The organism is Buttiauxella sp. AC038, assembly GCF_979253565.1.
Genome location: NZ_CEEDCQ010000001.1, coordinates 1,591,696 through 1,614,630, shown reverse-complemented (window position 1 = coordinate 1,614,630; position 22,935 = coordinate 1,591,696). Strand labels below are relative to the sequence as shown.

Here is a 22,935-nt window from a genome sequence, read left to right as displayed (position 1 = left end):
CGTTTCAAGTAGTGTGGAGATCCTCCGCGATTCAGGCAAGATATGTTGTATTTTCGTTACCAGAATTTAGAGGTTACGCACATTTTCACTCCCATTGGAGCCGAAAAAGTGAGCAGCATCACGGTACGTTCAGCAGACAATTTATAAGCATCAGCTTTTGCTGAACATAGCCAGGAACAGCGTTTTAACTTTTCGTGTCGCTTTTGATTTGAACAACTGTTTATTTCCAGGCAAGGCGCGTAAAATCCGCGCGTTCATTGACCAGCCGACACTGAGAGCATGCAAAACTCCCCCATAGCAGCAACACGCAAGCCCCTTGACTTAACTTCTTCCGCCTTTTTGATTGTAGCTTTTTTAACCGGAATTGCGGGGGCATTACAAACCCCAACTCTGAGCCTGTTTTTGACGGAAGAAGTCCATGTTCGTCCTGCGATGGTGGGTTTCTTTTTCACTGGCAGCGCCATCATCGGTATTTTGGTCAGCCAGTTTCTTGCGGGGCGTTCTGACAGAAAAGGCGATCGCAAATCGCTTATTTTTGTCTGCTGCTTATTGGGTGCATTAGCCTGCGTGCTGTTTGCGTGGAACCGTAACTATTTTGTGTTGCTGTTTGTTGGCGTTTTCCTCAGCAGCTTTGGTTCCACTGCTAACCCACAGATGTTTGCCCTGGCGCGCGAACACGCTGACAGTACGGGCCGTGAAGCGGTGATGTTCAGCTCTATTTTGCGTGCGCAGGTCTCCCTTGCATGGGTGATTGGCCCACCTATCGCCTACGCGCTGGCTTTAGGTTTTGGTTTTACCACTATGTATCTGAGCGCGGCCTTCGCATTTGTGGTTTGCAGCGTGATGGTACGGCTGCTCCTGCCATCAATGCGTAAAGAGGTGGTAACTAAATCCACCACGCTTGAAGCTCCGCGCCGTAACCGCCGTGATGCCCTACTGCTATTCGTCGCCTGCACCATGATGTGGGGCTGTAACAGTCTCTACATTATTAATATGCCGCTTTACATCATTAATGAATTACATCTGCCGGAGAAGCTGGCGGGAGTGATGATGGGGACAGCCGCCGGGCTTGAGATCCCAACCATGCTTATCGCGGGCTATTACGCCAAACGTTTTGGTAAGCGTTTTCTAATGCGTATTGCGGGAGTCGCAGGTCTGCTGTTCTACATTGGTATGTTGACGTTACATAACGAATTCATGCTGCTGGGCCTGCAACTGCTGAACGCTATTTTCATTGGCATTCTGGCAGGTATTGGGATGTTGTATTTTCAGGATTTAATGCCGGGACAGGCGGGAGCGGCTACCACGCTATATACCAATACGACGCGTGTCGGCTGGATTATTGCCGGCTCGATGGCCGGTGTAGTCGCCGAAATCTGGAACTACCACACGGTGTTTTATATCGCGCTGGGAATGATAGCCATCACCGCTTATTGCATGATGAAAATTAAAGATATCTAGGGCGCAGTCGCAGCTTCCAGATAGATCAGGTAATCCATGGCTTGCTTGCGCGTTGTACCGCACATTTCCCGCGACGGTTGCAAGTTTGCGCAAACCTTTGGTCTTAGCGGCGAAAGAAAGATTTTACAGCGCATATCTGCGCCAAGCTGAACACATGGAGTATCAGCGGGCTTGCCATCTGGCATGCCAGGAATAGGACTTGATACAGAAGGCGCGGTACAACACGCGCCGCAATCGGGACGACAGTCCATCAACAATACTCCAGTGGGCTGACAAGGATCAGGACTCTAGCAGTAGCAGTGCGGCTTTACTACGTAGATTTATGCACTATCTGCATTGAAATCCGCTTGCCTGAAAGACGCCTCCCGAGTAATTTGACGCAATATTTTCGCTCCTCAATTTTTTACAGGAAACACCGATGCCAAGAGCTAATGAAATCAAAAAGGGTATGGTACTTAATTACAACGGCAAGCTGCTGATTGTTAAAGATATCGATATCCAGGCACCTAGCGCCCGTGGCGCAGCAACGCTTTATAAAATGCGTTTTTCTGATGTCCGTTCTGGCCAGAAAGTTGAAGAGCGCTTCAAAGGTGATGATATTGTCGACACCATCACTCTGACCCGCCGTTACGTTGACTTCTCTTACATTGACGGCAACGAATACGTGTTTATGGATAAAGAAGATTACACGCCGTATATCTTCACCAAAGACCAGATTGAAGAAGAGCTGCAATTCATTCCGGAAGGCGGCATGCCAGACATGCAAGTTCTGACCTGGGATGGCCAGTTGCTGGCGCTTGAACTGCCACAAACTGTGGACCTGGAAATTGTTGAAACCGCACCTGGCATTAAAGGCGCGTCAGCAAGCTCCCGTACTAAGCCTGCAACAATGTCTACTGGCCTGGTCATTCAGGTTCCAGAATATATGGTGACCGGTGAGAAAATCCGCATCCATATCGCTGAAAAGCGTTCTATGGGTCGTGCAGACTAATACGTGATTTACGGTTTAACTGACAGACTTCCAAACCCGCTTCGGCGGGTTTTTATTTTGGGAAAAATATTTGTGCTATTTCTTAATGGGATAGCTTACCAGGGGTTTGATCTCCTTTAGCACAAACATACTCTGCATTTCTTTAATCCCCGGCAAACGACGTACCACTGACATGGCAAAGTCCGCATAAGAATCCAGATCGCGCGCGACGACTTGCAATAAGAAATCGGCATCGCCACCGATGCTGTAGCATGCAACCACATCCTCAAGAGCCGCGACCTCCTCTTCAAACTTCTTCGCTTCTGATTCACTTTGGCTGTCTATGGTGACACGAACGAACACCATCACTGCCAGGCCGATCTTGCGACGGTTAAGTACTGCGCGGTAACCCTGAATCACTTCGTCTTCTTCAAGCTTGCGTATTTTTCGCCAGCAAGGTGAGGCTGATAACCCAATTGAATCGGCTACAGACTGGTTCGTCATGCGCGCATCATTTTGTAAGAGAGCCAGAATCTTTACGTCTGTTGTGCTTAAGGTCATCTGGTCAGTTCCTTTTAATTTTAGATTATAAACGGGTCAATCCTGCCCTATTTTGTCCATTTTTCAAGCTATTTAGGCAGCAATTTCCCGTGAGCTTCCTGCATTATATTGTTCACAAAGAGCGACTCCATGAGCCATTTCAGATTCCCCTGCGAGGACAAAATATGAAGTTTGACGCCAGCCAACATCGAAGCACGATTATTATTGATAAAGACCTGAGCCCTGGGCTTGCCATCAACGCAGCCAGCGTTATTAGTATGAGTTTCGGCCATACGGTAGAAAATCTGGTGGGTCCTGACATGCAAAGTGCAGATGCCGTCAATTATCCTGGCGTTATTTATGCCCCTTTGCCGATTCTCCTGGCACCAGGCACTTATATACAGGAGCTGCTCAACATTGCTGAAACAGACGAAGAGATTTACACGATGCCCTTCAGCGCTTTGGCGCAGTCATGTAAGACATACGATGAATATGGGGAACGTATTTCTGCTGTATCCAGCAATCATATTGAACTGGTAGCAATAGGGTTAATTGGGCCGAAGAAAAAAATCACCAGGCTCACAGGGAACCTGGGTCTGTATAAATAGGCTTATGTTGCAGCCATAAAAAAACGCGCCAGGAGGCGCGTTTTTTACATCAATTTTTTACATCAATATTGTTCAGCTTACTTCAGCAAATCTGGGAACATAACTTGTTTCAGAGCCAGTTCCACACCGCGAACTTCAGCCAGACCTTTCAAACGACCAATCGCTGAATAACCTGGGTTAGTTTTCTTGTGCAGATCGTCAAGCATCTGGTGGCCATGATCCGGACGCATCGGGATCGGGCGCAGATCGCCGGCGTTTTTACGACGTTGTTCTTCAGTCAGAATCGCTTTCACTACCGCAACCATGTTCACATCACCTTGCAGGTGCGCGCCTTCATGGAAGGTTTTCGGGTTATCTTCGCGGCAAGTTGCGCGCAGATGGGTAAAGTGAATGCGATCGCCGAAGGTTTCAATCATGCGAACAAGGTCGTTGTCGGCACGAACGCCGTAAGAACCGGTACACATGGTGAAGCCGTTATAGATGCTGTCGACAGTTTCTTTCAGCCATTGCATATCTTCAATAGTAGAAACGATACGCGGCAGGCCCAGGATTGGACGCGGTGGATCATCCGGGTGAACTGCAAGGCGAACACCTACTTCTTCCGCTACCGCAACAATGGCGCGCAGGAAGTACGCCATGTTTTCGCGCAGCTGTTCTTTACTGATGCCGTCATATTCAGCAAGACGTGCACGGAACTGGTCAAGGGTGTAACCCTCTTCCGCACCTGGTAAACCAGCAATGATATTGCGGGTCAGTTTTTCTTTTTCGGCATCAGACATATTGTTGAAGTAGCCCAGCGCCTGGCGCTGCTCTTCTTCGCTGTAGTCAGCTTCAGCGCCTTCGCGCTTGAGGATGTGCAGCTCAAATGCTGCAAAAGCAATCTGGTCAAAACGCAGAGCGCGTGAACCATCTGGCAATTCATATTCCAGATCGGTACGTGTCCAGTCCAGAATCGGCATGAAGTTGTAGCACACGGTGTCGATGCCACATTCTGCCAGGTTACGAATGCTTTGCTGGTAGTTTGCGATATGCTTATCGAAGTCGCCGGAGTGAGTTTTAATTTCTTCGTGCACCGGAATACTTTCTACTACAGACCAGGTCAGACCTTTTTCCGCCAATACAGCCAGGCGCTCTTTGATGTCAGCAACCGGCCAAACTTCACCATTTGGGATGTGATGCAAAGCAGTAACGACACCGGTCGCGCCCGCCTGACGCACATCATCCAGAGATACCGGGTCTTTTGGGCCGTACCAACGCCATGTTTGTTCCATCGACAGTTCCTCAGTTTAAGTTGTCATACCAATTCTAGAATGCTGTATTGACTACTACCATACCGGATTCTCGCTTACGGTCAAATTTTGCAATGATATTGGTTGATCCAGCTCACATTAAAGGGATAAAGACAGCAGACCAATTTAATTTGCTGTCATATAACTTTAGACTGAGCCATGTTACCAATTAGTTAACCAGGATTTGCATTTTATGAACACAATTGCTTCAGTCACGTTACCTGCCGATATTCAACAGCCTAATTATGACCGCCGGGCGTTAAAAACTCGCATCGTCCACTTTGGTTTTGGTGCGTTTCACCGCGCACACCAGGCGCTGCTGACCGACCGGGTACTCAATAAATTGGGGGGAGACTGGGGCATTTGTGAAATTAGTCTGTTTAGCGGCGATAAACTAATGAGTGCGCTGCGTGCACAGGACCATTTGTATACCGTATTGGAAAAAGGTCGTGAAGGTAATCAGGCGATTATTGTCGGCGCGGTTAACGAATGCCTGAATGCAAAACTCGATGGACTGGATACCATTATTGAAAAGTTCTGCGAGCCACAAGTTGCGATTGTCTCCCTTACTGTGACTGAAAAGGGCTATTGCATCGACCCGGCGACCGGGAAACTGGATAGCAGTAACGAGCGTATTATTCACGACCTGCAAAACCCTGAAGAACCGCATTCGGCTCCGGGCATTTTGGTGGAGGCACTTAATCGTCGCCGCGAGCGTGGACTGCGACCATTTACCGTACTTTCTTGCGACAACATTCCCGACAACGGCCATGTCGTACGCAATGCGGTAATTGGCATGGCGGAAACTCGCAGCCAGGAGTTAGCGGACTGGATTCGCGAGCATGTCACCTTCCCTAGCACTATGGTTGACCGAATTGTTCCTGCGGCGACACCTGAGTCATTGCAGGAAATTACTGACACGCTGGGCGTAGAAGATCCCTGCGCCATTGCTGGCGAGCCGTTTATCCAGTGGGTCATTGAAGATAACTTTGTTGCAGGCCGCCCGGCATGGGAAGAAGTTGGCGTCGAAATGGTGGACGACGTGATGCCATGGGAACAAATGAAGTTACGCATGTTGAACGGCAGCCACTCCTTCCTTGCTTATCTCGGCTACCTCGCCGGCTATCAGCATATTAATGATTGCATGGCAGATGAGAATTTCCGCAAGGCGGCGCATCGTTTAATGATGCAGGAACAAGCGCCAACACTGCGCGTTACGGGCGTAAATCTACAGCAGTATGCCCATAACCTGCTCGAGCGTTTTGACAACCCGGCGCTGAAGCACCGCACATGGCAAATTGCGATGGACGGTAGCCAGAAACTGCCACAACGGATGCTTGAGAGTATTCGCTGGCATCTGCAACAAGCCGATGAGTGGCCATGCCTGGCATTAGGAGTTGCCGCCTGGATGCGCTATGTCAGCGGTATTGACGACGCGGGCAACGAAATTGATATTCGCGATCCGTTAGCTGAAAAAATTAAAACGCTGGTCGCAAACAGCTCTGTTAATGAACTCGTTAATGCCCTACTCAGCCTGCATGAAATCTTTGGCAGTGACCTGCCTGCTGATGAACAATTCGTCGCGCGTATTACCGCTGCATGGAATGAGTTATGCAGCAAAGGTGCGCGAGCAACGGTCGCAAACCTTATCGATTAATTTAACAATCAATGCCTTTAAGCCCGCTTCACAAGGATGTGGAGCCGTCCGGGCTTCATTTTTTGGTAATTTTTGTTCAGGATAGTGATAATTGAACATCACGTAAGGTTCACTCAACCTGTCCGGAGCACTTGTGACTAAAACCAACCTGATTACCGGTTTCCTCGGTAGCGGTAAAACCACCACCATTCTGCATTTACTTGCCAATAAGCCCGAGCATGAAAAATGGGCTGTGCTGGTCAACGAATTCGGTGAAGTCGGAATCGACGGCGCGTTATTAGCCGACAGCGGTGCTTTGCTGAAAGAAATCCCCGGCGGCTGTATGTGTTGTGTAAATGGACTACCGATGCAGGTAGGGCTCAATACTTTGCTTCGCCAGGGCAATCCTGACCGTCTGCTCATTGAACCGACCGGGCTTGGTCACCCAAAACAAATCCTCGATATGTTGACCGCCGAAGTTTACCAACCCTGGATCGAACTCAACGCTACTCTGTGTCTGCTTGACCCACGTCAATTGCTTGATGAGCGGGCAGTCAATAATGACAATTTCCGCGATCAACTCGCTGCCGCTGATATCGTCATTGCAAATAAAGAAGACCGTGCCAGCGATGAAAGCCGCGCGGCTCTTAACGAGTGGTGGCTGCGTGAGGGGGCTGGGCGGGAAATGATTACCGCACAAAATGGTCATATCGATATTAGCCTTCTTGATAAACCACGCCAAAACCTGCGCGAGGTGCCATCCAGTCCGGATCATAACCACAGCCATGCAGCAAAACGTGGGCTAGCGGCATTAAGTTTGCCTGAACATCAACGCTGGCGGCGCAGCATCAACAGTGGCCAAGGCTACGTGGGTTGCGGATGGATTTTTGATGCCGACACACTATTTGACACAGTAGGGATTCTTGAATGGGCTAGACTTGCTCCTGTCGACCGCGTCAAAGGTGTACTGCGTATTGCGGAAGGTTTGGTTCGAATCAACCGTCAGGGCCTTGATTTCCATATTGAAACGCAAAATGCCGCACCACCTGACAGCCGCATAGAGTTAATACATAGCGGTGACGTTGACTGGAATGCGCTACAAACTTCATTGTTGAAGCTACGTTTAAGTTTGTGAGCCTACCCTTTCGTCTTTGTTAAAATATCTAATGATTTCGTATGAATAATATTCGATTACCTCTCATCCTTGTGCTCAATGCACTTGGATTAGCACTATTTTTTAGTTGGTACCTGCCCGAGGGGCATGGTTTTTGGTTTAACCTCGACTCCGGGATCTTCCATTTTTTTAACCGCGAGTTGGTTAAGAGTCACGCCTTCCTGGTATTTGTTGCCGTGACCAATAATCGGGTGTTCGATGGCATTTCGCTATTAGCGATGGGTTCACTGTTTTTCTGTTACTGGCGCAAAGAGTCAGCAACAGGCCGCCGACGCATGTTCATCATGGGTATTGTGATGTTATTTTGCGCAATCATTATCAATCAATTTGGCCATTTGATTCCCGAATCTCACGTCAGCCCAACGCTCTATTTTACGGATATTTACCGTGTCAGCGAATTGCTGCATTTCCCGACTAAAGACGCGTCTAAGGACAGTTTCCCTGGTGATCATGGATTAATGCTGCTGATTTTCACCGGTTTCATGCTGCGATATTTCGGCAAAAAAGCGTTTGCTATTGCTGTAATTATTTTCCTGATTTTCATCATGCCACGCATGATGATTGGCGCACATTGGTTCACTGATATCTTCGTCGGCTCGTTATCTATTGCTCTCGTTGGGTTGCCCTGGGTTCTATTAACCCCATTAAGCGATGGGTTAATTAATCTTCTGGATCGTTATTTACCTTGCAAAAAAAGAACAATTCAATAACACCCAATAAACATTATTTTCAGCAATCATCAGAAACCAGAAATGATTGCTGTCTATTTTTTAGACACTCGCATGGAGCGTGTAATATTTAACCTGTCATCTTCATTAGACAAATGAAGTACCTGCACAGATAAGCAACAGTTCTGGTTAACAACTATGCAATATTACTTTTTACCTTTTAACATCACAATTTCTTATAAAATTTCAGAGAAAACCGCTCGCCATGCCTGATTTGATGAGGTAACCTCGAATACGTTTTGCGCTGATGCCCAATTCATTTGTTATGTGAATAATTTTGTGCGACAAGCCACAGTTTTGTTCATTAACGTTTGTCTCAAGGCGCGCAGGTAATTAGTCTCGTCACGTTGGTATTTTGTATAACGATATTTATCGTAAAGGACATCAAGGGATAACAAACATAATGGTCAAGTCTCAGCCTATTTTGAGATATATCTTGCGGGTAATTCCCGCCGTTGCTGTAGCAGTAATGCTGTCAGCATGTAGTTCGACAAACACCGCAAATATGCATTCTGAGACGCATGCAGTCGGCAATAAAGATGGTTTTTTACTGCAAGCTTCTCAGGATGAATTCGAAGAGATGGTCCGTAATGTAGATGTGAAATCACGTCTTATGGATCAATATGCAAGTTGGAAAGGCGTTCGTTATCGCCTCGGTGGTAGTAATAGAAGCGGCATTGATTGTTCTGCATTCGTGCAGCGCACATTCCGTGAACAATTTGGTTTAGAGTTGCCTCGTTCAACTTCTGAACAGCAGGATTCAGGTAAATCGATTTCGCGTAGCAAATTACGTACTGGCGATTTAGTTCTGTTCCGTGCGGGTTCAACGGGACGACATGTTGGAATCTATATCGGTAACAACCAGTTTGTACATGCTTCCACCAGCAGTGGTGTGACGATTTCGAGCATGGATGAGCCTTACTGGAAAAAGCGTTACAACGAAGCGCGACGTGTATTGAGCCGCAGTTAATGCGCACCTTGCAGACGGTTACTCCCTTGGCTGTTCTGCAAGACAACAATATGACGAGACAAAAGAACGCTGCTTATGCAGCGTTTTTTATTGCCTAAAATTCATCCAGTTAAATAATTCTAAAATGATGATAGTTTTCGTTCGAAACTTTATGACGTATCGATCGTTTTTGCGTTATAGTCCAAAAAAACGCAAATAAACAATCAGTCTCTTGCGCCTGCAGGAACCATTCATACATGTTTTCTAAAAATATTTTCTCACGTTACTTTACCTCTGTCCGGCAAATAGCCGCCTTCAGTATTTTGGCCGGCGTGCTTGCCGCGCTATTGATTGGCGGAATAACTAGCCTGACATTGCACAGCAAGCGTGAAGCCAGCTACGACACACTTACTGAAGATATGCGTGAATATCTCAGCATCTTTTTCCAGGACCTCCAGTCGACCATCAGCGGCATTCAACCGTTAACTCTTTCAGACTGCCATCAAGTCTCCGGCGAATTGACTTCGCGCGCAGCCTTTAACGCCAACGTTCGCGCCTTTGTTTTAGTTCGTAACGGCAACGCCTACTGTTCTTCGGCTACGGGCAGCATGTTGATGGAGATGAGCCAGCTCTCCCCGGATATCGATATCAATAAAAATATCGATTTGGTTATCATGCTCGGTACCCCAATGATGCCCGGTAAGCCGACTATTGCCGCATGGTTTAAAAATCCGGTAATTGAGGGGCGTGGGGTTTTCGCCACCCTGAACGTAAATCTTACACCGTATCTATTATTCACTACTCGCCAGAGCGATATGGTGTCGATGGCGATCATCGCTGGCGATAAAGCGCTAACCACAATATCCAGCAATGTGATGAATGCTGCGAACCTCACGAAGCATCCTACGCGCGTAATATCCATGGAAGATTTTCCCATCAAGATAGCGTTGTATGGCAAAACCTGGCCTGTAGAAGATATTCAAATCTCGATTCTGACCGGGCTCATATTCGGCATACTCGGTGGTGCGTTATGTGCCTACTTCCTGACGGTGCGCCTTCGTTCCGGTAAAGAGATTTTGATGGGGATTAAACGCGGGCAATTTTATGTTGTGTATCAACCGGTAGTTGATGCCAAAGAATTAAAAATGTCAGGCGTAGAAGTATTGATGCGCTGGAACCACCCAATTGCAGGGCCTATTCCTCCCGATGCGTTTATCGCGTTCGCCGAAGCACAGCAATTGATCGTTCCCCTCACCCGCCATTTGTTTGACTTGATTGCACGCGATGCCAAAAAGCTCCAGCATATCTTACCGGCTGGTGCGCGCCTCGGCGTTAATCTGGCTCCTAGCCATTTACATTCACTAACCTTTAAAGAAGATATTCAAGCCTTTGCCGCCTCATTGCCCCCTCATCATTTCCAGTTAATTTTCGAAATCACTGAACGAGATATGGTGAAAGAAAATGAAGCCAGCTGCCTGTTTACCTGGATGAATGAGCAAGGATTTCAAACTGCAGTCGATGATTTTGGCACCGGGCACAGCGCACTTATCTATCTGGAACGCTTTAAGCTGGATTATCTGAAGATCGATCGTGGCTTTGTTAATTCTATAGGTTTAGAAACTGTAACATCCCCAGTACTTGACGCCGTATTAACCCTTGCCCGCAAGCTAAGCATGACGACGGTTGCAGAAGGTGTGGAAACACCTGAGCAAGCCAAATGGTTAATTGACCGAGGGGTAAATTATTTACAAGGTTACTATTTCGCCCGCCCACTCACTCTTGAGCAATTGCAGTCATGGGGCGGTCAGCAAAAAACCTACGATGAGCTTGCTTGATCCCAGCGAACACCAATGCTGCTTGAAGTATGGCAGCTATAACTTATGATTTATCATCATGGCGTTATAACGCGGCGGGGCGTTGCCTGGACACTGATATTGTTTCGGGATGAAACAATTAGGTAAGCTCCTCCCCAACAAGGATTGATCTATACGATGTTTGCCCGCATTCTCACCCTGCTGAGCCTTTGCCTGATTGCAGCCCCAGGCCTTGCTGAAAACATCAAGGAAAGCTACTCCTTTGCCGTTTTAGGGGAACCTAAATACGCCATCAATTTCACTCATTTTGATTATGTTAACCCTGCGGCTCCGAAAGGCGGGGATATCACGCTATCAGCCATTGGCACCTTTGATAACTTCAACCGCTATGCTCTGCGCGGCAATCCTGGTGTAAGCACCGAAACCCTATATGACACGCTTTTTACCAACTCGGATGATGAGCCGGGAAGCTACTACCCGCTGGTCGCTGAGATGGCGCGCTACCCAGATAACTTTGCGTGGGCTGAAATCGAAATTAATCCGCAGGCGCGTTTTCATGATGGGACGCCCATAAAAGCCAGCGATGTGGCCTTTACCTTCAATAAATTTATGACCGAAGGCGTACCGCAATTTCGTCTGGTTTATAAGGGCGCAAAAGTGAGAGCTATTGCCCCTTTAACGGTACGCATTGAACTGGCAACACCCAGTAAAGAACGAATGTTAGGTTTGTTCTCACTACCCGTGTTCCCTGAAAAATTCTGGAAGAATCATAAACTCAGCGATCCTCTGTCTGCTCCCCCTCTGGCAAGTGGCCCTTACAAAATAACGGCCTGGCGCATGGGGCAATACATCACCTACTCACGTGTCAGGGATTACTGGGCTGCCAATTTGCCAGTTAACCGGGGGCGCTGGAATTTTGACTCTATTCGGTACGACTATTACCTCGACGACAACGTCGCTTTCGAAGCTTTCAAAGCCGGTGCGTTCGATTTTCGTAATGAAGTTTCAGCCAAAAACTGGGCCACGCGCTACACAGGAAAGAATTTTGCTAACCATTTCATCGTAAAAGAAGAACAACCCAACGATGCAGCGCAGGATGCACGCTGGCTGGCATTTAACATTCAGCGCCCAATTTTTGAAGACCGGAAAGTGCGCGAAGCGATTGGCCTGGCCTTTGATTTTGAATGGATGAACAAAGCGCTTTTCTATGGTGCTTACAGCCGGGCAAACAGTTATTTCCAGAATACGGAATATGCCGCTCGTGATTACCCACATGCAGATGAACTCATCCTGCTGGCGCCCATGAAAAAGGATTTACCGCCAGAAGTGTTCACCAGCATCTATAACCCGCCAAAATCGAACGGCAATGGTTTTGACCGAGAAAACCTGCTCAAAGCCATGACGTTGTTAAAAGAGGCTGGATGGGAGCTGAAAGACCAGAAGCTCGTCAATGTTAAAACAGGTAAACCCTTCACCTTCGAATTGCTAATAGGGGCTACCGGTAACACACAATGGGTTTTGCCATTCCAGCATAATTTACAACGGCTGGGGATCACGATGGAGATTCGCCAGGTCGACAACTCGCAACTCACCAACCGCATGCGCAAGCGGGACTACGATATGATACCAACGCTTTACAGCGCCATGCCATATCCCAGTGCTGACGTGCAAATCGCATGGGCTTCAGAATATGTTGATTCCACATATAACTCCCCCGGAGTGAAAAGCCCGGTGGTTGACGAACTGATTTCTCAGATTGTGGCTAATCAAGGCGATAAACAAAAACTGCTTCCCTTAGGCCGGGCTCTGGATCGTGTACTGACATGGAATTACTACATGATCCCGATGTGGTACATGGCCGCAGATCGTTTCGCATGGTGGAACAAGTTTTCAAAGCCGGCTATTCATCCGTTATACGCAACCGGGTTTGATACCTGGTGGTACGACGTCAATAAAGCCGCACAATTACCAGCTAACAGGCGTTAAGGGAATATATGGGAAGTTATCTGTTACGTCGCTTGTTGCTGATAATCCCCACGTTGTGGGCAATTATCACCATCAACTTTTTCATCGTACAGATAGCACCAGGCGGCCCTGTAGATCAGGCTATTGCAGCAATTCAGTTTGGCCATGGTTCAGGTGTGCCCGGTATGACCGCTGACACTATGGGCAGCGGCCACGCGCGTGTTGGCGTGGGTAACGTTGGTGACAGCCAGTACCGAGGTGCGCGCGGTCTCGACCCGGAAGTGATTGCTGAAATCACTCATCGCTATGGTTTTGATAAACCGATCCATGAACGTTACTTCAAAATGCTTGGCGATTATTTGCGTTTTGACTTCGGTGACAGCCTGTTTCGCAGCGCATCCGTTATCCATCTGATTAAAGAGAGCCTGCCGGTTTCTATCTCGATTGGCCTATGGAGCACGCTGATTATCTATATTGTGTCGATCCCACTCGGCATACGAAAAGCCGTCAGCAATGGCAGCAGTTTTGATATCTGGAGCAGCACTTTTATTATCATTGGCTACGCCATTCCCGCATTCTTATTCGCAATTTTGCTGATTGTATTGTTTGCCGGCGGCAGTTATCTGGACTGGTTCCCGCTACGCGGGTTGGTGTCGACCAATTTCGATACCTTACCGTGGTACGGCAAAATTTTTGACTACCTCTGGCACATCACCTTGCCGGTGGTGGCAACCGTGGTAGGTGGCTTTGCGACCTTAACCATGCTGACGAAGAACTCGTTTCTTGATGAAATTCGTAAACAATATGTGGTTACAGCCCGCGCCAAAGGGCTGAGTGAAAAGAAAATCCTCTATCGCCATGTGTTCCGCAACGCCATGCTATTAGTTATTGCCGGTTTTCCTGCCACGTTCATCAGTATGTTTTTTACCGGTTCGCTGCTAATCGAAGTGATGTTCTCGCTAAACGGCCTGGGTTTATTAGGCTATGACTCAACCATTTCACGCGATTACCCGGTGATGTTTGGCACGCTATACATATTTACGCTCATTGGTTTGCTGTTGAACATTTTGAGCGACATTACTTACACGCTGGTCGATCCGCGTATTGATTTTGAGGGGCGTGGATGAGCCGTTTAAGTCCTGTGACTCAGGCCCGTTGGGCTCGATTTTGTCAAAACAAACGCGGCTATTGGTCATTATGGGTTTTCGCCGTTCTGTTTGTGCTTAGTCTCGGATCCGAGCTTATTGCTAACGATCGTCCATTGATCGTTCACTACCATGAACGCCTCTATTTCCCCTTTATTGCCAATTATAGTGAAAGTGATTTCGGCGGGCCTCTAGCAACCCCTGCTGATTATCAGGACCCGTGGCTTGCAGAACGCCTGAGCCAAAAAGGTTGGGTAATCTGGGCACCGATTCGCTTTGGATCTAGCGCCATTAACTTTGCCACCACGGTCCCCTTCCCTTCACCGCCAAGTTCCCAAAACTGGCTAGGAACTGACGCCAACGGTGGCGATGTCCTGGCACGCATTCTCTACGGCACACGCATTTCTATTCTTTTCGGCCTGATGCTGACACTCTTTTCCAGCGTGATTGGGATACTTGCCGGTGCGGTTCAGGGCTATTACGGCGGGCGGGTTGATTTATGGGGGCAGCGATTTATCGAAGTGTGGTCTGGAATGCCGACACTGTTCTTGATAATCCTGCTTTCAAGCGTCATCCAGCCTAATTTCTGGTGGCTGTTGGGGATTACGGTGCTGTTTGGCTGGATGAGTCTGGTGGGAGTGGTACGTGCAGAGTTTCTGCGCACCCGGAACTTCGATTACATTCGCGCGGCACAGGCAATGGGTGTCAGCGACAGGTCGATAATCACACGCCATATGCTGCCCAACGCCATGGTCGCCACCCTCACTTTCTTACCGTTTATTCTTTGCGGTTCGATTACCACCCTCACCTCACTGGATTTCCTGGGCTTCGGTTTGCCACTTGGTTCCCCATCCCTCGGTGAGCTGTTGCTGCAAGGCAAAAATAACCTTCAGGCTCCGTGGCTTGGCATCACTGCATTTCTCTCGCTGGCAGTATTGCTGACGTTACTTATTTTTATCGGCGAAGCAGTGCGCGACGCCTTCGATCCGAGCAAGGCGCACTGATATGACGACTCCACTGCTGTCCATAAAGAATTTATCCGTGGCTTTCCGAAACGGCGACACCATTGTGCAAGTGGTGGACGATTTATCCCTTGAGGTGAATGCCGGTGAAACACTCGCATTAGTCGGTGAATCAGGATCAGGGAAAAGCGTCACGGCGTTATCGGTGCTACGTCTGTTACCGGCACCGCCAGTTGTTTATCCGGCGGGTGAGATTCTCTTTAAAGGGCAGGAGTTATTACATGCTCCTGAACGCACGCTTCGAAGTGTACGTGGCAACAAAATCGCCATGATTTTTCAAGAGCCGATGGTTTCACTAAACCCGCTGCACAATATTGAAAAGCAGCTTTATGAAGTGTTATCGCTACATCGTGGAATGCGCCGTGAAGCCGCTCGTGCCGAAATGTTAACGTGCCTGGACCGGGTTGGTATTCGTAATGCGGCAAATCGCTTAACTGATTTCCCCCACCAGCTTTCTGGTGGTGAGCGCCAACGCGTGATGATTGCCATGGCGCTGCTGACTCGCCCAGAATTACTTATTGCCGACGAGCCAACAACTGCTCTGGATGTCACGGTGCAGGCACAAATTCTGCAACTGCTCAAAGAACTCAAACAAGAGCTGAATATGGGATTGCTGTTCATTACCCATAATCTGAATATCGTCAAAAAGCTGGCGGATAACGTTGCCGTCATGCGCAACGGTAAATGTGTTGAACAAAACTCCGCAGATAAACTGTTATCAGCACCGCAGCATCCTTACACGCAACAACTGCTGAACGCAGAGCCCACAGGTAGCCCACGTCCCGTAGATGAGAGCAGCAAGCCGCTATTGACCGTTCAAGGATTGCAGGTCGCCTTCCCTATTCGCCGCGGGTTGCTTAAGAAAACCATCGGTTATAACTACGGAATAAAAGACCTAAGTTTTACGCTGCGTGCCGGTGAAAGCATCGGTCTGGTTGGGGAGTCAGGGTCAGGTAAAAGTACGACCGGGCTTGCGTTGCTACGCCTAATTAATTCCAGCGGTGAGATATGGTTTGATGGCAAACCACTGCATGAGCTTAATCGCAAAAAGCTGCTGCCACTGCGTCACCGTATTCAGGTCGTTTTCCAGGATCCGAATTCATCGTTGAACCCGCGTCTGGATGTTTTGCAGATAATTGAAGAAGGTTTACGCGTGCATCAGCCTGCGTTAACTGCGGCAGAACGTGAGCAAAAAGTCATCGTGGCAATGCGGGAGGTGGGGTTAGATCCGCAAACAATGCATCGTTATACGGCAGAATTTTCTGGCGGACAAAGACAGCGTATCGCCATTGCCAGAGCGCTGATTTTACAACCTGAGCTAATCATTCTTGATGAACCGACCTCTTCGCTCGACCGCTCCGTACAAGCACAAATACTCGCGTTGCTAAAGTCGTTACAAGAAAAGCATCAGTTGGCCTACATTTTTATCAGCCATGACTTGCGAGTAGTGAAGTCGTTATGCCACCAGGTAGTGGTACTGAGGCAGGGAGAAGTCGTTGAGCAAGGAGCATGCCGGCAAATTTTTGCAGCACCTCAGGCGGAATATACACGCCAGTTACTCGCGCTTGCTTGATTTGCAAGCTTAAGAATCAAAAGGGATTAGTGCTGGAGAAAGATTCAGCAATAGCCACGCCGAAGTTCTTAAGTCTGCACGTTGCAGTTTGCTCATCCTGACGGTTAACAAACAGGCATGGCTGACCTTCGCATTCCACGACGGCAGAATCCACTTCGATATCTCTCAGCGCCATGCTCAATTTGTGCATGGTCGGCCAGGCTGAATCACTATTGTTGTCGCTAAGTAATTTCAGGCCAATCAGACAATTTTCAGCGTTCTGACCATTTTGCGGAATCGGTTCAACTCTGGAACCTGCAAAACCCGCCAACCAGCGATATCTATGTGGTAAGCGATGAACAATGGAAAGCTGTAACGTATTCACTGTGGTGTCCCCAAAAAATCCAAAATTATTTCACAAACAGTTTACATAAAGGTTAACACAATGTTGATGCTTTGTGTGTAAACAACCTGGAAACCGCTTACATCCGTTGTAATTATTTGTCTACCATTTCATATTTAGTGTTTTATTTTTGTGGTGCCGCACACATTTCGGCGCTATATGTAACGCTTTCTGCGATGTAACTCAACCTTTTTAACTACAAGAATATGACTTTTTGTTGTTGATACGTTTACATTTGAGAAACAAATTGTAGGCGTTTGTGAGAGGATTTCGTTGATTTGGATTAAAGAACGGGTACCTGGCGATACCCGTTTTCATACTTTAGGATTATTTAGTGTTTAAGCGCGGGCGGCTGGCGTAGAGATAGAACACAATGGAGCAAGTCGCGCACACGGCAATCGACCAAATCATCGGCCACGCAGAATTAAAAGTCGCAAAGGATAGCAGCGCGCCGGTTAATGCGCCGATACCGAAACGAAACGTGCCAGCCAGCGAAGAAGCTGTTCCCGCCATATGTGGAAACTCATCAAGAATGACCGCCATCGCGTTTGACGACACCATTGAAACGCAACCAACAAATGCCGCCACACCCAATACCATCGACCAAAAACCGAACCCCAGCATCGTACTAAGTACCAGCCAGATAGCCATAGCAAACTGGACAAACAAGCCAAAGCGGAACATCGCCAGCGGGCCGAAACGGCGTACGAAGCGGCTATTAATTAGCGTCATCACAATCAAGAACAAGATGTTAAGCGCGAAGTAGTAACCAAAATGCTGTGGTGCAACGTGATTGAGTTCAATGTAAACAAACGGCCCGGCACTCAAAAATGAGAACATTGCCGCGAAGCTAAAACCACTCGCCAGCATGTAACTGAGCACGCGTTTATGGCGGAACAGCGTCGCAAAGTTGCCTATCGTGGTTCGTAAGTGAAACTTCTGACGGCGTTCAACAGGTAGCGTTTCGTGGATCAGGAAGAAAATCATCGCGGATGCAAGCAGTGCTGCCAGTGCCAGGATCCAGAAGATTGCATGCCAGCTAAACCATACGAGCACTGCCCCGCCGACCATGGGTGCAACAAGCGGTGCAATGGTGGTGATCAGCATGACAAACGACATCATGCGCGAGAACTCTTCTTTTGGATAAATATCGCGCATCAGGGCGTTGATCACCACGCTTGCCGCTGCAGCAGAAAGGCCATGCAGGAAACGCATAGCAATCAGGTGATCAATCGTTTGTGAGAGCGCGCAAGCAATTGCTGCCGCCGCAAAGACAAGCGTACCGCCAAGTACCACCGGCTTACGGCCAATGCTGTCTGCCATCGGGCCATAAAATAGCTGCCCAATAGCAAAGCCAAGAATATAGGTACTTAACGTCATTTGTGCGCTGCCCGCTGGCACGCCAAATTCCGAGGCAATAACCGGCAGGGCCGGTAAATACATATCTATTGATAACGGCATTAACATGGCCAGCAGGCCAAGTATCACCACAATACCAATTGACGAGTTTTGCTTACTGCTCAAGCTTCCTCCTGGAATTAACGTGGCGGCATGCCAACGCTGGCAACTTCTTCTTCGGTTAATGTGCGGTATTCGCCGGGTGCGAGATCTGCATCCATAGCAATTGCGCCAATGCGTTCACGATGCAAGCCAACCACATGGTTGCCTACCGCCGCAAACATACGTTTTACCTGGTGGTAACGGCCTTCGCTGATGGTCAAACGCACTTCAAGCGGAGTAATCACTTCAAGTGTTGCAGGCAGCGTCAGATCTTTTTCATTATGCAATTGAACGCCAGCGGTGAATTGTTCTGCTGTGTCGTCGGAGATCGGATTCTCAAGTGTCACCAGATAAGTTTTTTCACAATGGTGACGCGGAGAAGTAATACGGTGTGACCATTGACCATCATCAGTCATCAATACCAGACCGGTGGTGTCGATATCCAGACGCCCAGCAGCATGCAGTTTGTGCGCCATTGGTTCGTCGAGGAAATAGAGCACGGTTGGGTGATCCGGGTCTTCCGTTGAGCAGACGTAACCTTGTGGCTTATTAAGCATAAAGTAACGCGGGCCAACTTGCTGAGTCAGTGAACGACCATCAAACTCCACCTGGTGCTCAGGGTTCAGTTTAAAAGAAGCGTCACGCACCACTTCACCGTCAATCGTGACACGGCTTGCGCGGATTTCACGGCCAGAGATAGCACGGCTCACGCCAAGCTGCTGAGAGATAAATTTATCGAGTCGCATTAAATATTGCCTGTTTCTAAGAGGTACCAGGACAAAACCGCTGGCCGGGCATCAGCCCGTTTATATGGGTAAAATTCGTTTGCCTGTTAATTAGTTTGCCAGTATAGCCGGATAGAAAAGTCTCTCAAGCTAAAACCCTGTTTCATGCCATAATCGCCGCTGATGTTTCACAGACCTGATCAATAATGTCCTTTACCTTACGCCCCTACCAACAAGAAGCAGTAGACGCCACGCTGCACTACTTCCGTAAAAACATCACCCCAGCGGTGATTGTGCTGCCTACGGGCGCGGGAAAAAGTCTGGTGATTGCCGAACTTGCCCGTGTGGCGCGAGGGCGAGTGTTAGTACTTGCACACGTTAAAGAGCTGGTCGCGCAAAACCACGCTAAATATTGCGCGCTTGGCCTGGAAGCCGATATTTTCGCCGCCGGTCTGCAACGCAAAGAGAGCAACGGCAAAGTCGTTTTCGGTAGCGTCCAGTCCGTAGCCCGCAATCTTGAGCAATTCCACGGCGAGTTTTCGTTGTTGATTGTCGATGAATGCCACCGTATCGGTGATTCTGACGACAGCCAATATCAGCAAATTCTCGCCCATTTACGCACCGCGAATCCTAAACTGCGTCTGCTTGGCCTGACCGCAACACCTTATCGGCTGGGGAAAGGCTGGATCTACCATTTTCACTATCACGGCATGGTTCGTGGCAATGAAAATGCCCTTTTCCGTGACTGCATTTTCGAATTACCGCTGCGTTACATGATTAAGCACGGCTATTTAACGCCACCCGAGCGCCTCGATATGCCCGTGGTGCAGTACGATTTTAGCCGCTTGCAGGCACAATCGAACGGTTTATTCAGCGAAGCCGACCTTAACCGTGAACTGAAACAGCAAAAGCGTATTACCCCACATATCGTCAGCCAGATTGTTGAGTTTGCCGCCGACAGGTGCGGCGTGATGGTTTTTGCCTCAACCGTTGAGCACGCCAAAGAAGTCACCGCGCTGCTGCCTAAAAACGATGCGGCTCTGATTACCGCAGATACCCCAGGCCCTGCCCGCGATACATTAATCGAAGCGTTTAAAAACCAGCAATTCCGTTTTCTGGTGAACGTGTCGGTACTTACCACAGGCTTTGACGCGCCCCATGTTGATTTAATCGCCATTTTGCGCCCGACAGAATCCGTCAGCCTGTATCAGCAAATTGTAGGTCGTGGCCTGCGCCTGGCTCCCGGTAAAAAAGATTGCTTGATACTGGATTACGCCGGAAATCCCCACGATCTGTTCACTCCAGAAGTCGGTGCTGCGAAAGGTAAAAGCGATAACGTGCCCGTGCAGGTTTTCTGCCCTTCATGCGGTTTTGCCAACACGTTCTGGGGCAAGACCACCAGCGACGGCAAGTTAATTGAACACTTTGGCCGCCGCTGCCAGGGCTGGTTTGAAGATGATGACGGAACCCGCGAGCAGTGCGATTACCGCTTCCGCTTTAAAAATTGCCCGCAATGTAATGCAGAGAACGATATTGCCGCCCGTCGTTGCCATCAGTGTGACCATGTTCTGGTCGATCCCGACGATATGTTAAAAGCCGCGCTGAAATTGAAAGATGCCCTGGTGCTGCGCTGTGGCGGAATGACGCTGCAACACGGTGGCGACGAAAAAGGTGACTGGCTGAAGATTACCTATTTTGATGAAGACGGTGCAGATGTTAGCGAGCGCTTCCGCCTGCAAACACCCGCCCAACGTATGGCTTTCGAGCAGCTATTTATTCGGCCACATAGCCGTGCACCCGGCGTGCCGCTACGTTGGATAAACGCCGCTGATGTTGTGGCTCAGCAATCTGCGCTCCGCCACCCGGATTTTGTCGTCGCACGTAAGAACGGCAACTTCTGGAACGTGCGGGAAAAGGTATTTGATTATGAAGGACGCTTCCGCCGGGCAAATGAATTACGTGGCTAAAGGTTCTTTTAATTGCTGATGTCGCGTGGAATGGCTATAATGCGCCCGCTTTTGCATCCGCAAAGCAGATCACTTACCTGTTGCTGGGTCGCCTGTAACAGGATTATTTAAGAGAGAAACAGTTAATGTTTACTATCAATGCAGTAGAACGCAAAGAGCAGGGCAAGGGTGCGAGCCGCCGCCTGCGTGCAGCTAACAAATTCCCGGCAATCATCTATGGTGGTTCCGAAGCTGCGATCTCTATCGAACTGGATCACGACAACGTAATGAACCTGCAAGCTAAACCAGGTTTCTACGAAGAAGTTCTGACTCTGGTTGTAGACGGTAAAGAAGTTAAGGTTAAAGTTCAGGCTGTTCAGCGTCACCCGTTCAAGCCAAAACTGAGCCACATCGACTTCGTTCGCGCTTAATCGCGAATTTAGTTCGAAAAAAAACCCGCTTCGGCGGGTTTTTTTATGGCTATTTTCCAGAACTGCGACGTTGTAACTGGTCACGCAGATTCGGTGGCGTGCCCTTAATGGTCAGCGTGTCAGTCGCTGGATCCCAGTAAATACGCTCGCCAAGTAGCATCGCATCAAAACTAATCGTTAACCCGCCACCGCTACCGGCGAATTTGGTTAACTGGCGCAGCGTGCTGCGATCGGCCGGGAAGCTTTCTTCAAGTTCATAGCCTTTATCCGCCGTGAACTGCTGGAAGTTTTTATCATCAACCGCCCACGGTAGCTCATCAGCCAGCGAAGAAAGCTCAATCTCTTCCCCGGACTGGAGTTGCTCGTTGCAGTATGCATAAACCTGCTGACGCGCGGCCTGACGCTCATTTTTATCCAGCTGCGCTTCGTTGGTGAAATCATCCAGAGCTTGCAACAAACCTTTGTTTTGCGCTTTGGCGTTTAAACCTTCGCTGGCACCAAGGAAATCCATAAAGAAATCGGACACTTTGCGCCCCACTCGCCCTTTCAGGAAAGTCAGGTAACGCGTGGATTCCGGGTTGGTTTCCCATTCGGTCAGATCGATACGCGCCACAATATCGGCGTGGTTGATGTCCAGATGATGCGTGGAACTAATATCCAGCTCTTCGTTGACGCGCATACTGCTTAAATTATTCAGCACCGCTACCAGTAAATATTCCACCGCCAGGTAGCGATATTCGCAAAACAGCACAATGCCGCCATCAGCAAATGGATATTTTGCCAGCTCATCACGTAAACGACCGGTCGCAGCACGGCTGAAGGCGAGGAAATCCTCATCACCTTTTCGCTGTGAACGCAGGGCTTGCGCTAATTCACTCTCTTCGCTGAACAGACCATATGCTTTATTTTTTGCACTATATACGCGGTGCAATTCGGCCATCATTTCTTCTACGGCGCCGTTCGTTGCCAACAGAGAATCACGCAGCACGACTTCAAGTGTCTGTTCGCCGCGTTTGATCAACTGGTGTAAGGCAATCTGGTTGATATCCAGACTCATGATAAACTCTCCTTTTAAAC

General features: G+C 48.7%; 21 protein-coding genes. 14 read left to right on the top strand and 7 right to left on the bottom strand.

Annotated elements, in window-relative coordinates; all coding sequences use genetic code 11:
* Positions 1-279: 279 nt before the first annotated feature.
* The gene (gene setB / locus AC0IXI_RS07765; protein WP_064512539.1) at positions 280-1,461 is read left to right on the top strand and encodes a sugar efflux transporter SetB; all 1,182 of its coding nucleotides are present in this window, start codon (positions 280-282) and stop codon (positions 1,459-1,461) included.
* Here setB and AC0IXI_RS07760 read toward each other — a convergent pair.
* On the bottom strand, positions 1,458-1,712 hold the full coding sequence (locus AC0IXI_RS07760; RefSeq protein ID WP_074391982.1) for a YkgJ family cysteine cluster protein: 255 nt from the start codon (positions 1,710-1,712) through the stop codon (positions 1,458-1,460). The two genes, setB and AC0IXI_RS07760, sit on opposite strands and share 4 nt — an antisense overlap.
* A gap of 167 nt (positions 1,713-1,879) precedes the next feature.
* On the opposite strand from AC0IXI_RS07760, the gene yeiP reads away from it, so the two are divergent.
* Complete coding sequence (yeiP, locus tag AC0IXI_RS07755; RefSeq protein WP_064512540.1) at positions 1,880-2,452, top strand: elongation factor P-like protein YeiP; 573 nt, start codon at positions 1,880-1,882, stop codon at positions 2,450-2,452.
* Between the two features lie 75 nt (positions 2,453-2,527).
* On the opposite strand, the gene AC0IXI_RS07750 is transcribed toward yeiP, so the two are convergent.
* Positions 2,528-2,992 (bottom strand): Lrp/AsnC family transcriptional regulator, encoded by a 465-nt coding sequence (locus tag AC0IXI_RS07750; protein WP_471682191.1) that lies wholly within the window; start codon positions 2,990-2,992, stop codon positions 2,528-2,530.
* A 164-nt stretch (positions 2,993-3,156) separates the two neighbouring features.
* On the opposite strand from AC0IXI_RS07750, the gene AC0IXI_RS07745 reads away from it, so the two are divergent.
* Entirely contained in the window at positions 3,157-3,579 is a 423-nt protein-coding gene (locus AC0IXI_RS07745) for a DUF2000 domain-containing protein (RefSeq protein ID WP_134185222.1), read from the top strand.
* Positions 3,580-3,656: 77 nt separating this feature from the next.
* On the opposite strand, the gene uxuA is transcribed toward AC0IXI_RS07745, so the two are convergent.
* Positions 3,657-4,850 (bottom strand): mannonate dehydratase, encoded by a 1,194-nt coding sequence (gene uxuA / locus AC0IXI_RS07740; RefSeq protein ID WP_064512545.1) that lies wholly within the window; start codon positions 4,848-4,850, stop codon positions 3,657-3,659.
* Between the two features lie 211 nt (positions 4,851-5,061).
* Here uxuA and AC0IXI_RS07735 point away from each other — a divergent pair, with 211 nt between their 5' ends.
* The 9 genes from AC0IXI_RS07735 to yejF all read left to right on the top strand — a co-directional run bounded on the left by AC0IXI_RS07735 (position 5,062) and on the right by yejF (position 16,874).
* Positions 5,062-6,525, top strand: a complete 1,464-nt coding sequence (locus AC0IXI_RS07735) for a mannitol dehydrogenase family protein (RefSeq protein ID WP_413498642.1) — start codon at positions 5,062-5,064, stop codon at positions 6,523-6,525.
* Positions 6,526-6,658: 133 nt separating this feature from the next.
* The gene (locus AC0IXI_RS07730; RefSeq protein ID WP_413498643.1) at positions 6,659-7,639 is read left to right on the top strand and encodes a CobW family GTP-binding protein; all 981 of its coding nucleotides are present in this window, start codon (positions 6,659-6,661) and stop codon (positions 7,637-7,639) included.
* Between the two features lie 41 nt (positions 7,640-7,680).
* Positions 7,681-8,388: a phosphatase PAP2 family protein gene (locus tag AC0IXI_RS07725; RefSeq protein ID WP_413498644.1), complete on the top strand. Its 708-nt coding sequence runs from the start codon at positions 7,681-7,683 to the stop codon at positions 8,386-8,388.
* Between the two features lie 421 nt (positions 8,389-8,809).
* Positions 8,810-9,376 carry a bifunctional murein DD-endopeptidase/murein LD-carboxypeptidase gene (mepS, locus tag AC0IXI_RS07720; RefSeq protein WP_034458689.1) on the top strand — a complete coding sequence of 189 codons (567 nt, stop codon included), beginning with the start codon at positions 8,810-8,812 and terminating at the stop codon, positions 9,374-9,376.
* Between the two features lie 236 nt (positions 9,377-9,612).
* Positions 9,613-11,190: a cyclic di-GMP phosphodiesterase gene (locus tag AC0IXI_RS07715; protein WP_471682190.1), complete on the top strand. Its 1,578-nt coding sequence runs from the start codon at positions 9,613-9,615 to the stop codon at positions 11,188-11,190.
* Between the two features lie 156 nt (positions 11,191-11,346).
* Entirely contained in the window at positions 11,347-13,155 is a 1,809-nt protein-coding gene (locus tag AC0IXI_RS07710) for an extracellular solute-binding protein (protein ID WP_134185214.1), read from the top strand.
* An 8-nt stretch (positions 13,156-13,163) separates the two neighbouring features.
* Positions 13,164-14,261, top strand: coding sequence for a microcin C ABC transporter permease YejB (locus AC0IXI_RS07705; protein ID WP_064512552.1), 1,098 nt, complete (start codon positions 13,164-13,166; stop codon positions 14,259-14,261).
* Positions 14,258-15,283 carry a microcin C ABC transporter permease gene (locus AC0IXI_RS07700; RefSeq protein WP_471682189.1) on the top strand — a complete coding sequence of 342 codons (1,026 nt, stop codon included), beginning with the start codon at positions 14,258-14,260 and terminating at the stop codon, positions 15,281-15,283. The genes AC0IXI_RS07705 and AC0IXI_RS07700 overlap by 4 nt, the downstream gene beginning before the upstream one ends.
* Position 15,284: 1 nt before the next feature.
* Entirely contained in the window at positions 15,285-16,874 is a 1,590-nt protein-coding gene (yejF, locus tag AC0IXI_RS07695) for a microcin C ABC transporter ATP-binding protein YejF (RefSeq protein ID WP_471682188.1), read from the top strand.
* Between the two features lie 16 nt (positions 16,875-16,890).
* On the opposite strand, the gene AC0IXI_RS07690 is transcribed toward yejF, so the two are convergent.
* From AC0IXI_RS07690 to rsuA, 3 genes are all read right to left on the bottom strand, one after another.
* Positions 16,891-17,238 carry a YejG family protein gene (locus AC0IXI_RS07690; protein WP_134185208.1) on the bottom strand — a complete coding sequence of 116 codons (348 nt, stop codon included), beginning with the start codon at positions 17,236-17,238 and terminating at the stop codon, positions 16,891-16,893.
* A gap of 345 nt (positions 17,239-17,583) precedes the next feature.
* The gene (locus tag AC0IXI_RS07685; protein WP_134185206.1) at positions 17,584-18,780 is read right to left on the bottom strand and encodes a Bcr/CflA family multidrug efflux MFS transporter; all 1,197 of its coding nucleotides are present in this window, start codon (positions 18,778-18,780) and stop codon (positions 17,584-17,586) included.
* 14 nt (positions 18,781-18,794) lie between these two features.
* Entirely contained in the window at positions 18,795-19,502 is a 708-nt protein-coding gene (gene rsuA, locus AC0IXI_RS07680; RefSeq protein ID WP_064512560.1) for a 16S rRNA pseudouridine(516) synthase RsuA, read from the bottom strand.
* A gap of 185 nt (positions 19,503-19,687) precedes the next feature.
* Here rsuA and radD point away from each other — a divergent pair, with 185 nt between their 5' ends.
* Both radD and rplY read left to right on the top strand, forming a co-directional pair.
* Positions 19,688-21,448: a DNA repair helicase RadD gene (gene radD, locus AC0IXI_RS07675; protein ID WP_413498646.1), complete on the top strand. Its 1,761-nt coding sequence runs from the start codon at positions 19,688-19,690 to the stop codon at positions 21,446-21,448.
* A gap of 125 nt (positions 21,449-21,573) precedes the next feature.
* Positions 21,574-21,858 (top strand): 50S ribosomal protein L25, encoded by a 285-nt coding sequence (gene rplY, locus AC0IXI_RS07670; RefSeq protein WP_034497069.1) that lies wholly within the window; start codon positions 21,574-21,576, stop codon positions 21,856-21,858.
* 49 nt (positions 21,859-21,907) lie between these two features.
* On the opposite strand, the gene yejK is transcribed toward rplY, so the two are convergent.
* Positions 21,908-22,915: a nucleoid-associated protein YejK gene (gene yejK, locus AC0IXI_RS07665; protein ID WP_064512564.1), complete on the bottom strand. Its 1,008-nt coding sequence runs from the start codon at positions 22,913-22,915 to the stop codon at positions 21,908-21,910.
* Positions 22,916-22,935 lie beyond the last annotated feature (20 nt).

What these genes read in the sequence shown, in the direction of transcription:
- AC0IXI_RS07745 (WP_134185222.1), top strand. Translation starts at nt 3,157, where the DNA reads ATGAAGTTTGACGCCAGCCAACATCGAAGCACGATTATTATTGATAAA.
- rsuA (WP_064512560.1), bottom strand. Translation starts at nt 19,502, where the DNA reads ATGCGACTCGATAAATTTATCTCTCAGCAGCTTGGCGTGAGCCGTGCT.
- AC0IXI_RS07710 (WP_134185214.1), top strand. Translation starts at nt 11,347, where the DNA reads ATGTTTGCCCGCATTCTCACCCTGCTGAGCCTTTGCCTGATTGCAGCC.
- AC0IXI_RS07725 (WP_413498644.1), top strand. Translation starts at nt 7,681, where the DNA reads ATGAATAATATTCGATTACCTCTCATCCTTGTGCTCAATGCACTTGGA.
- AC0IXI_RS07735 (WP_413498642.1), top strand. Translation starts at nt 5,062, where the DNA reads ATGAACACAATTGCTTCAGTCACGTTACCTGCCGATATTCAACAGCCT.
- AC0IXI_RS07760 (WP_074391982.1), bottom strand. Translation starts at nt 1,712, where the DNA reads ATGGACTGTCGTCCCGATTGCGGCGCGTGTTGTACCGCGCCTTCTGTA.
- yejK (WP_064512564.1), bottom strand. Translation starts at nt 22,915, where the DNA reads ATGAGTCTGGATATCAACCAGATTGCCTTACACCAGTTGATCAAACGC.
- AC0IXI_RS07750 (WP_471682191.1), bottom strand. Translation starts at nt 2,992, where the DNA reads ATGACCTTAAGCACAACAGACGTAAAGATTCTGGCTCTCTTACAAAAT.
- yejF (WP_471682188.1), top strand. Translation starts at nt 15,285, where the DNA reads ATGACGACTCCACTGCTGTCCATAAAGAATTTATCCGTGGCTTTCCGA.
- mepS (WP_034458689.1), top strand. Translation starts at nt 8,810, where the DNA reads ATGGTCAAGTCTCAGCCTATTTTGAGATATATCTTGCGGGTAATTCCC.
- AC0IXI_RS07705 (WP_064512552.1), top strand. Translation starts at nt 13,164, where the DNA reads ATGGGAAGTTATCTGTTACGTCGCTTGTTGCTGATAATCCCCACGTTG.
- yeiP (WP_064512540.1), top strand. Translation starts at nt 1,880, where the DNA reads ATGCCAAGAGCTAATGAAATCAAAAAGGGTATGGTACTTAATTACAAC.
- uxuA (WP_064512545.1), bottom strand. Translation starts at nt 4,850, where the DNA reads ATGGAACAAACATGGCGTTGGTACGGCCCAAAAGACCCGGTATCTCTG.
- radD (WP_413498646.1), top strand. Translation starts at nt 19,688, where the DNA reads ATGTCCTTTACCTTACGCCCCTACCAACAAGAAGCAGTAGACGCCACG.
- AC0IXI_RS07715 (WP_471682190.1), top strand. Translation starts at nt 9,613, where the DNA reads ATGTTTTCTAAAAATATTTTCTCACGTTACTTTACCTCTGTCCGGCAA.
- setB (WP_064512539.1), top strand. Translation starts at nt 280, where the DNA reads ATGCAAAACTCCCCCATAGCAGCAACACGCAAGCCCCTTGACTTAACT.
- rplY (WP_034497069.1), top strand. Translation starts at nt 21,574, where the DNA reads ATGTTTACTATCAATGCAGTAGAACGCAAAGAGCAGGGCAAGGGTGCG.
- AC0IXI_RS07700 (WP_471682189.1), top strand. Translation starts at nt 14,258, where the DNA reads ATGAGCCGTTTAAGTCCTGTGACTCAGGCCCGTTGGGCTCGATTTTGT.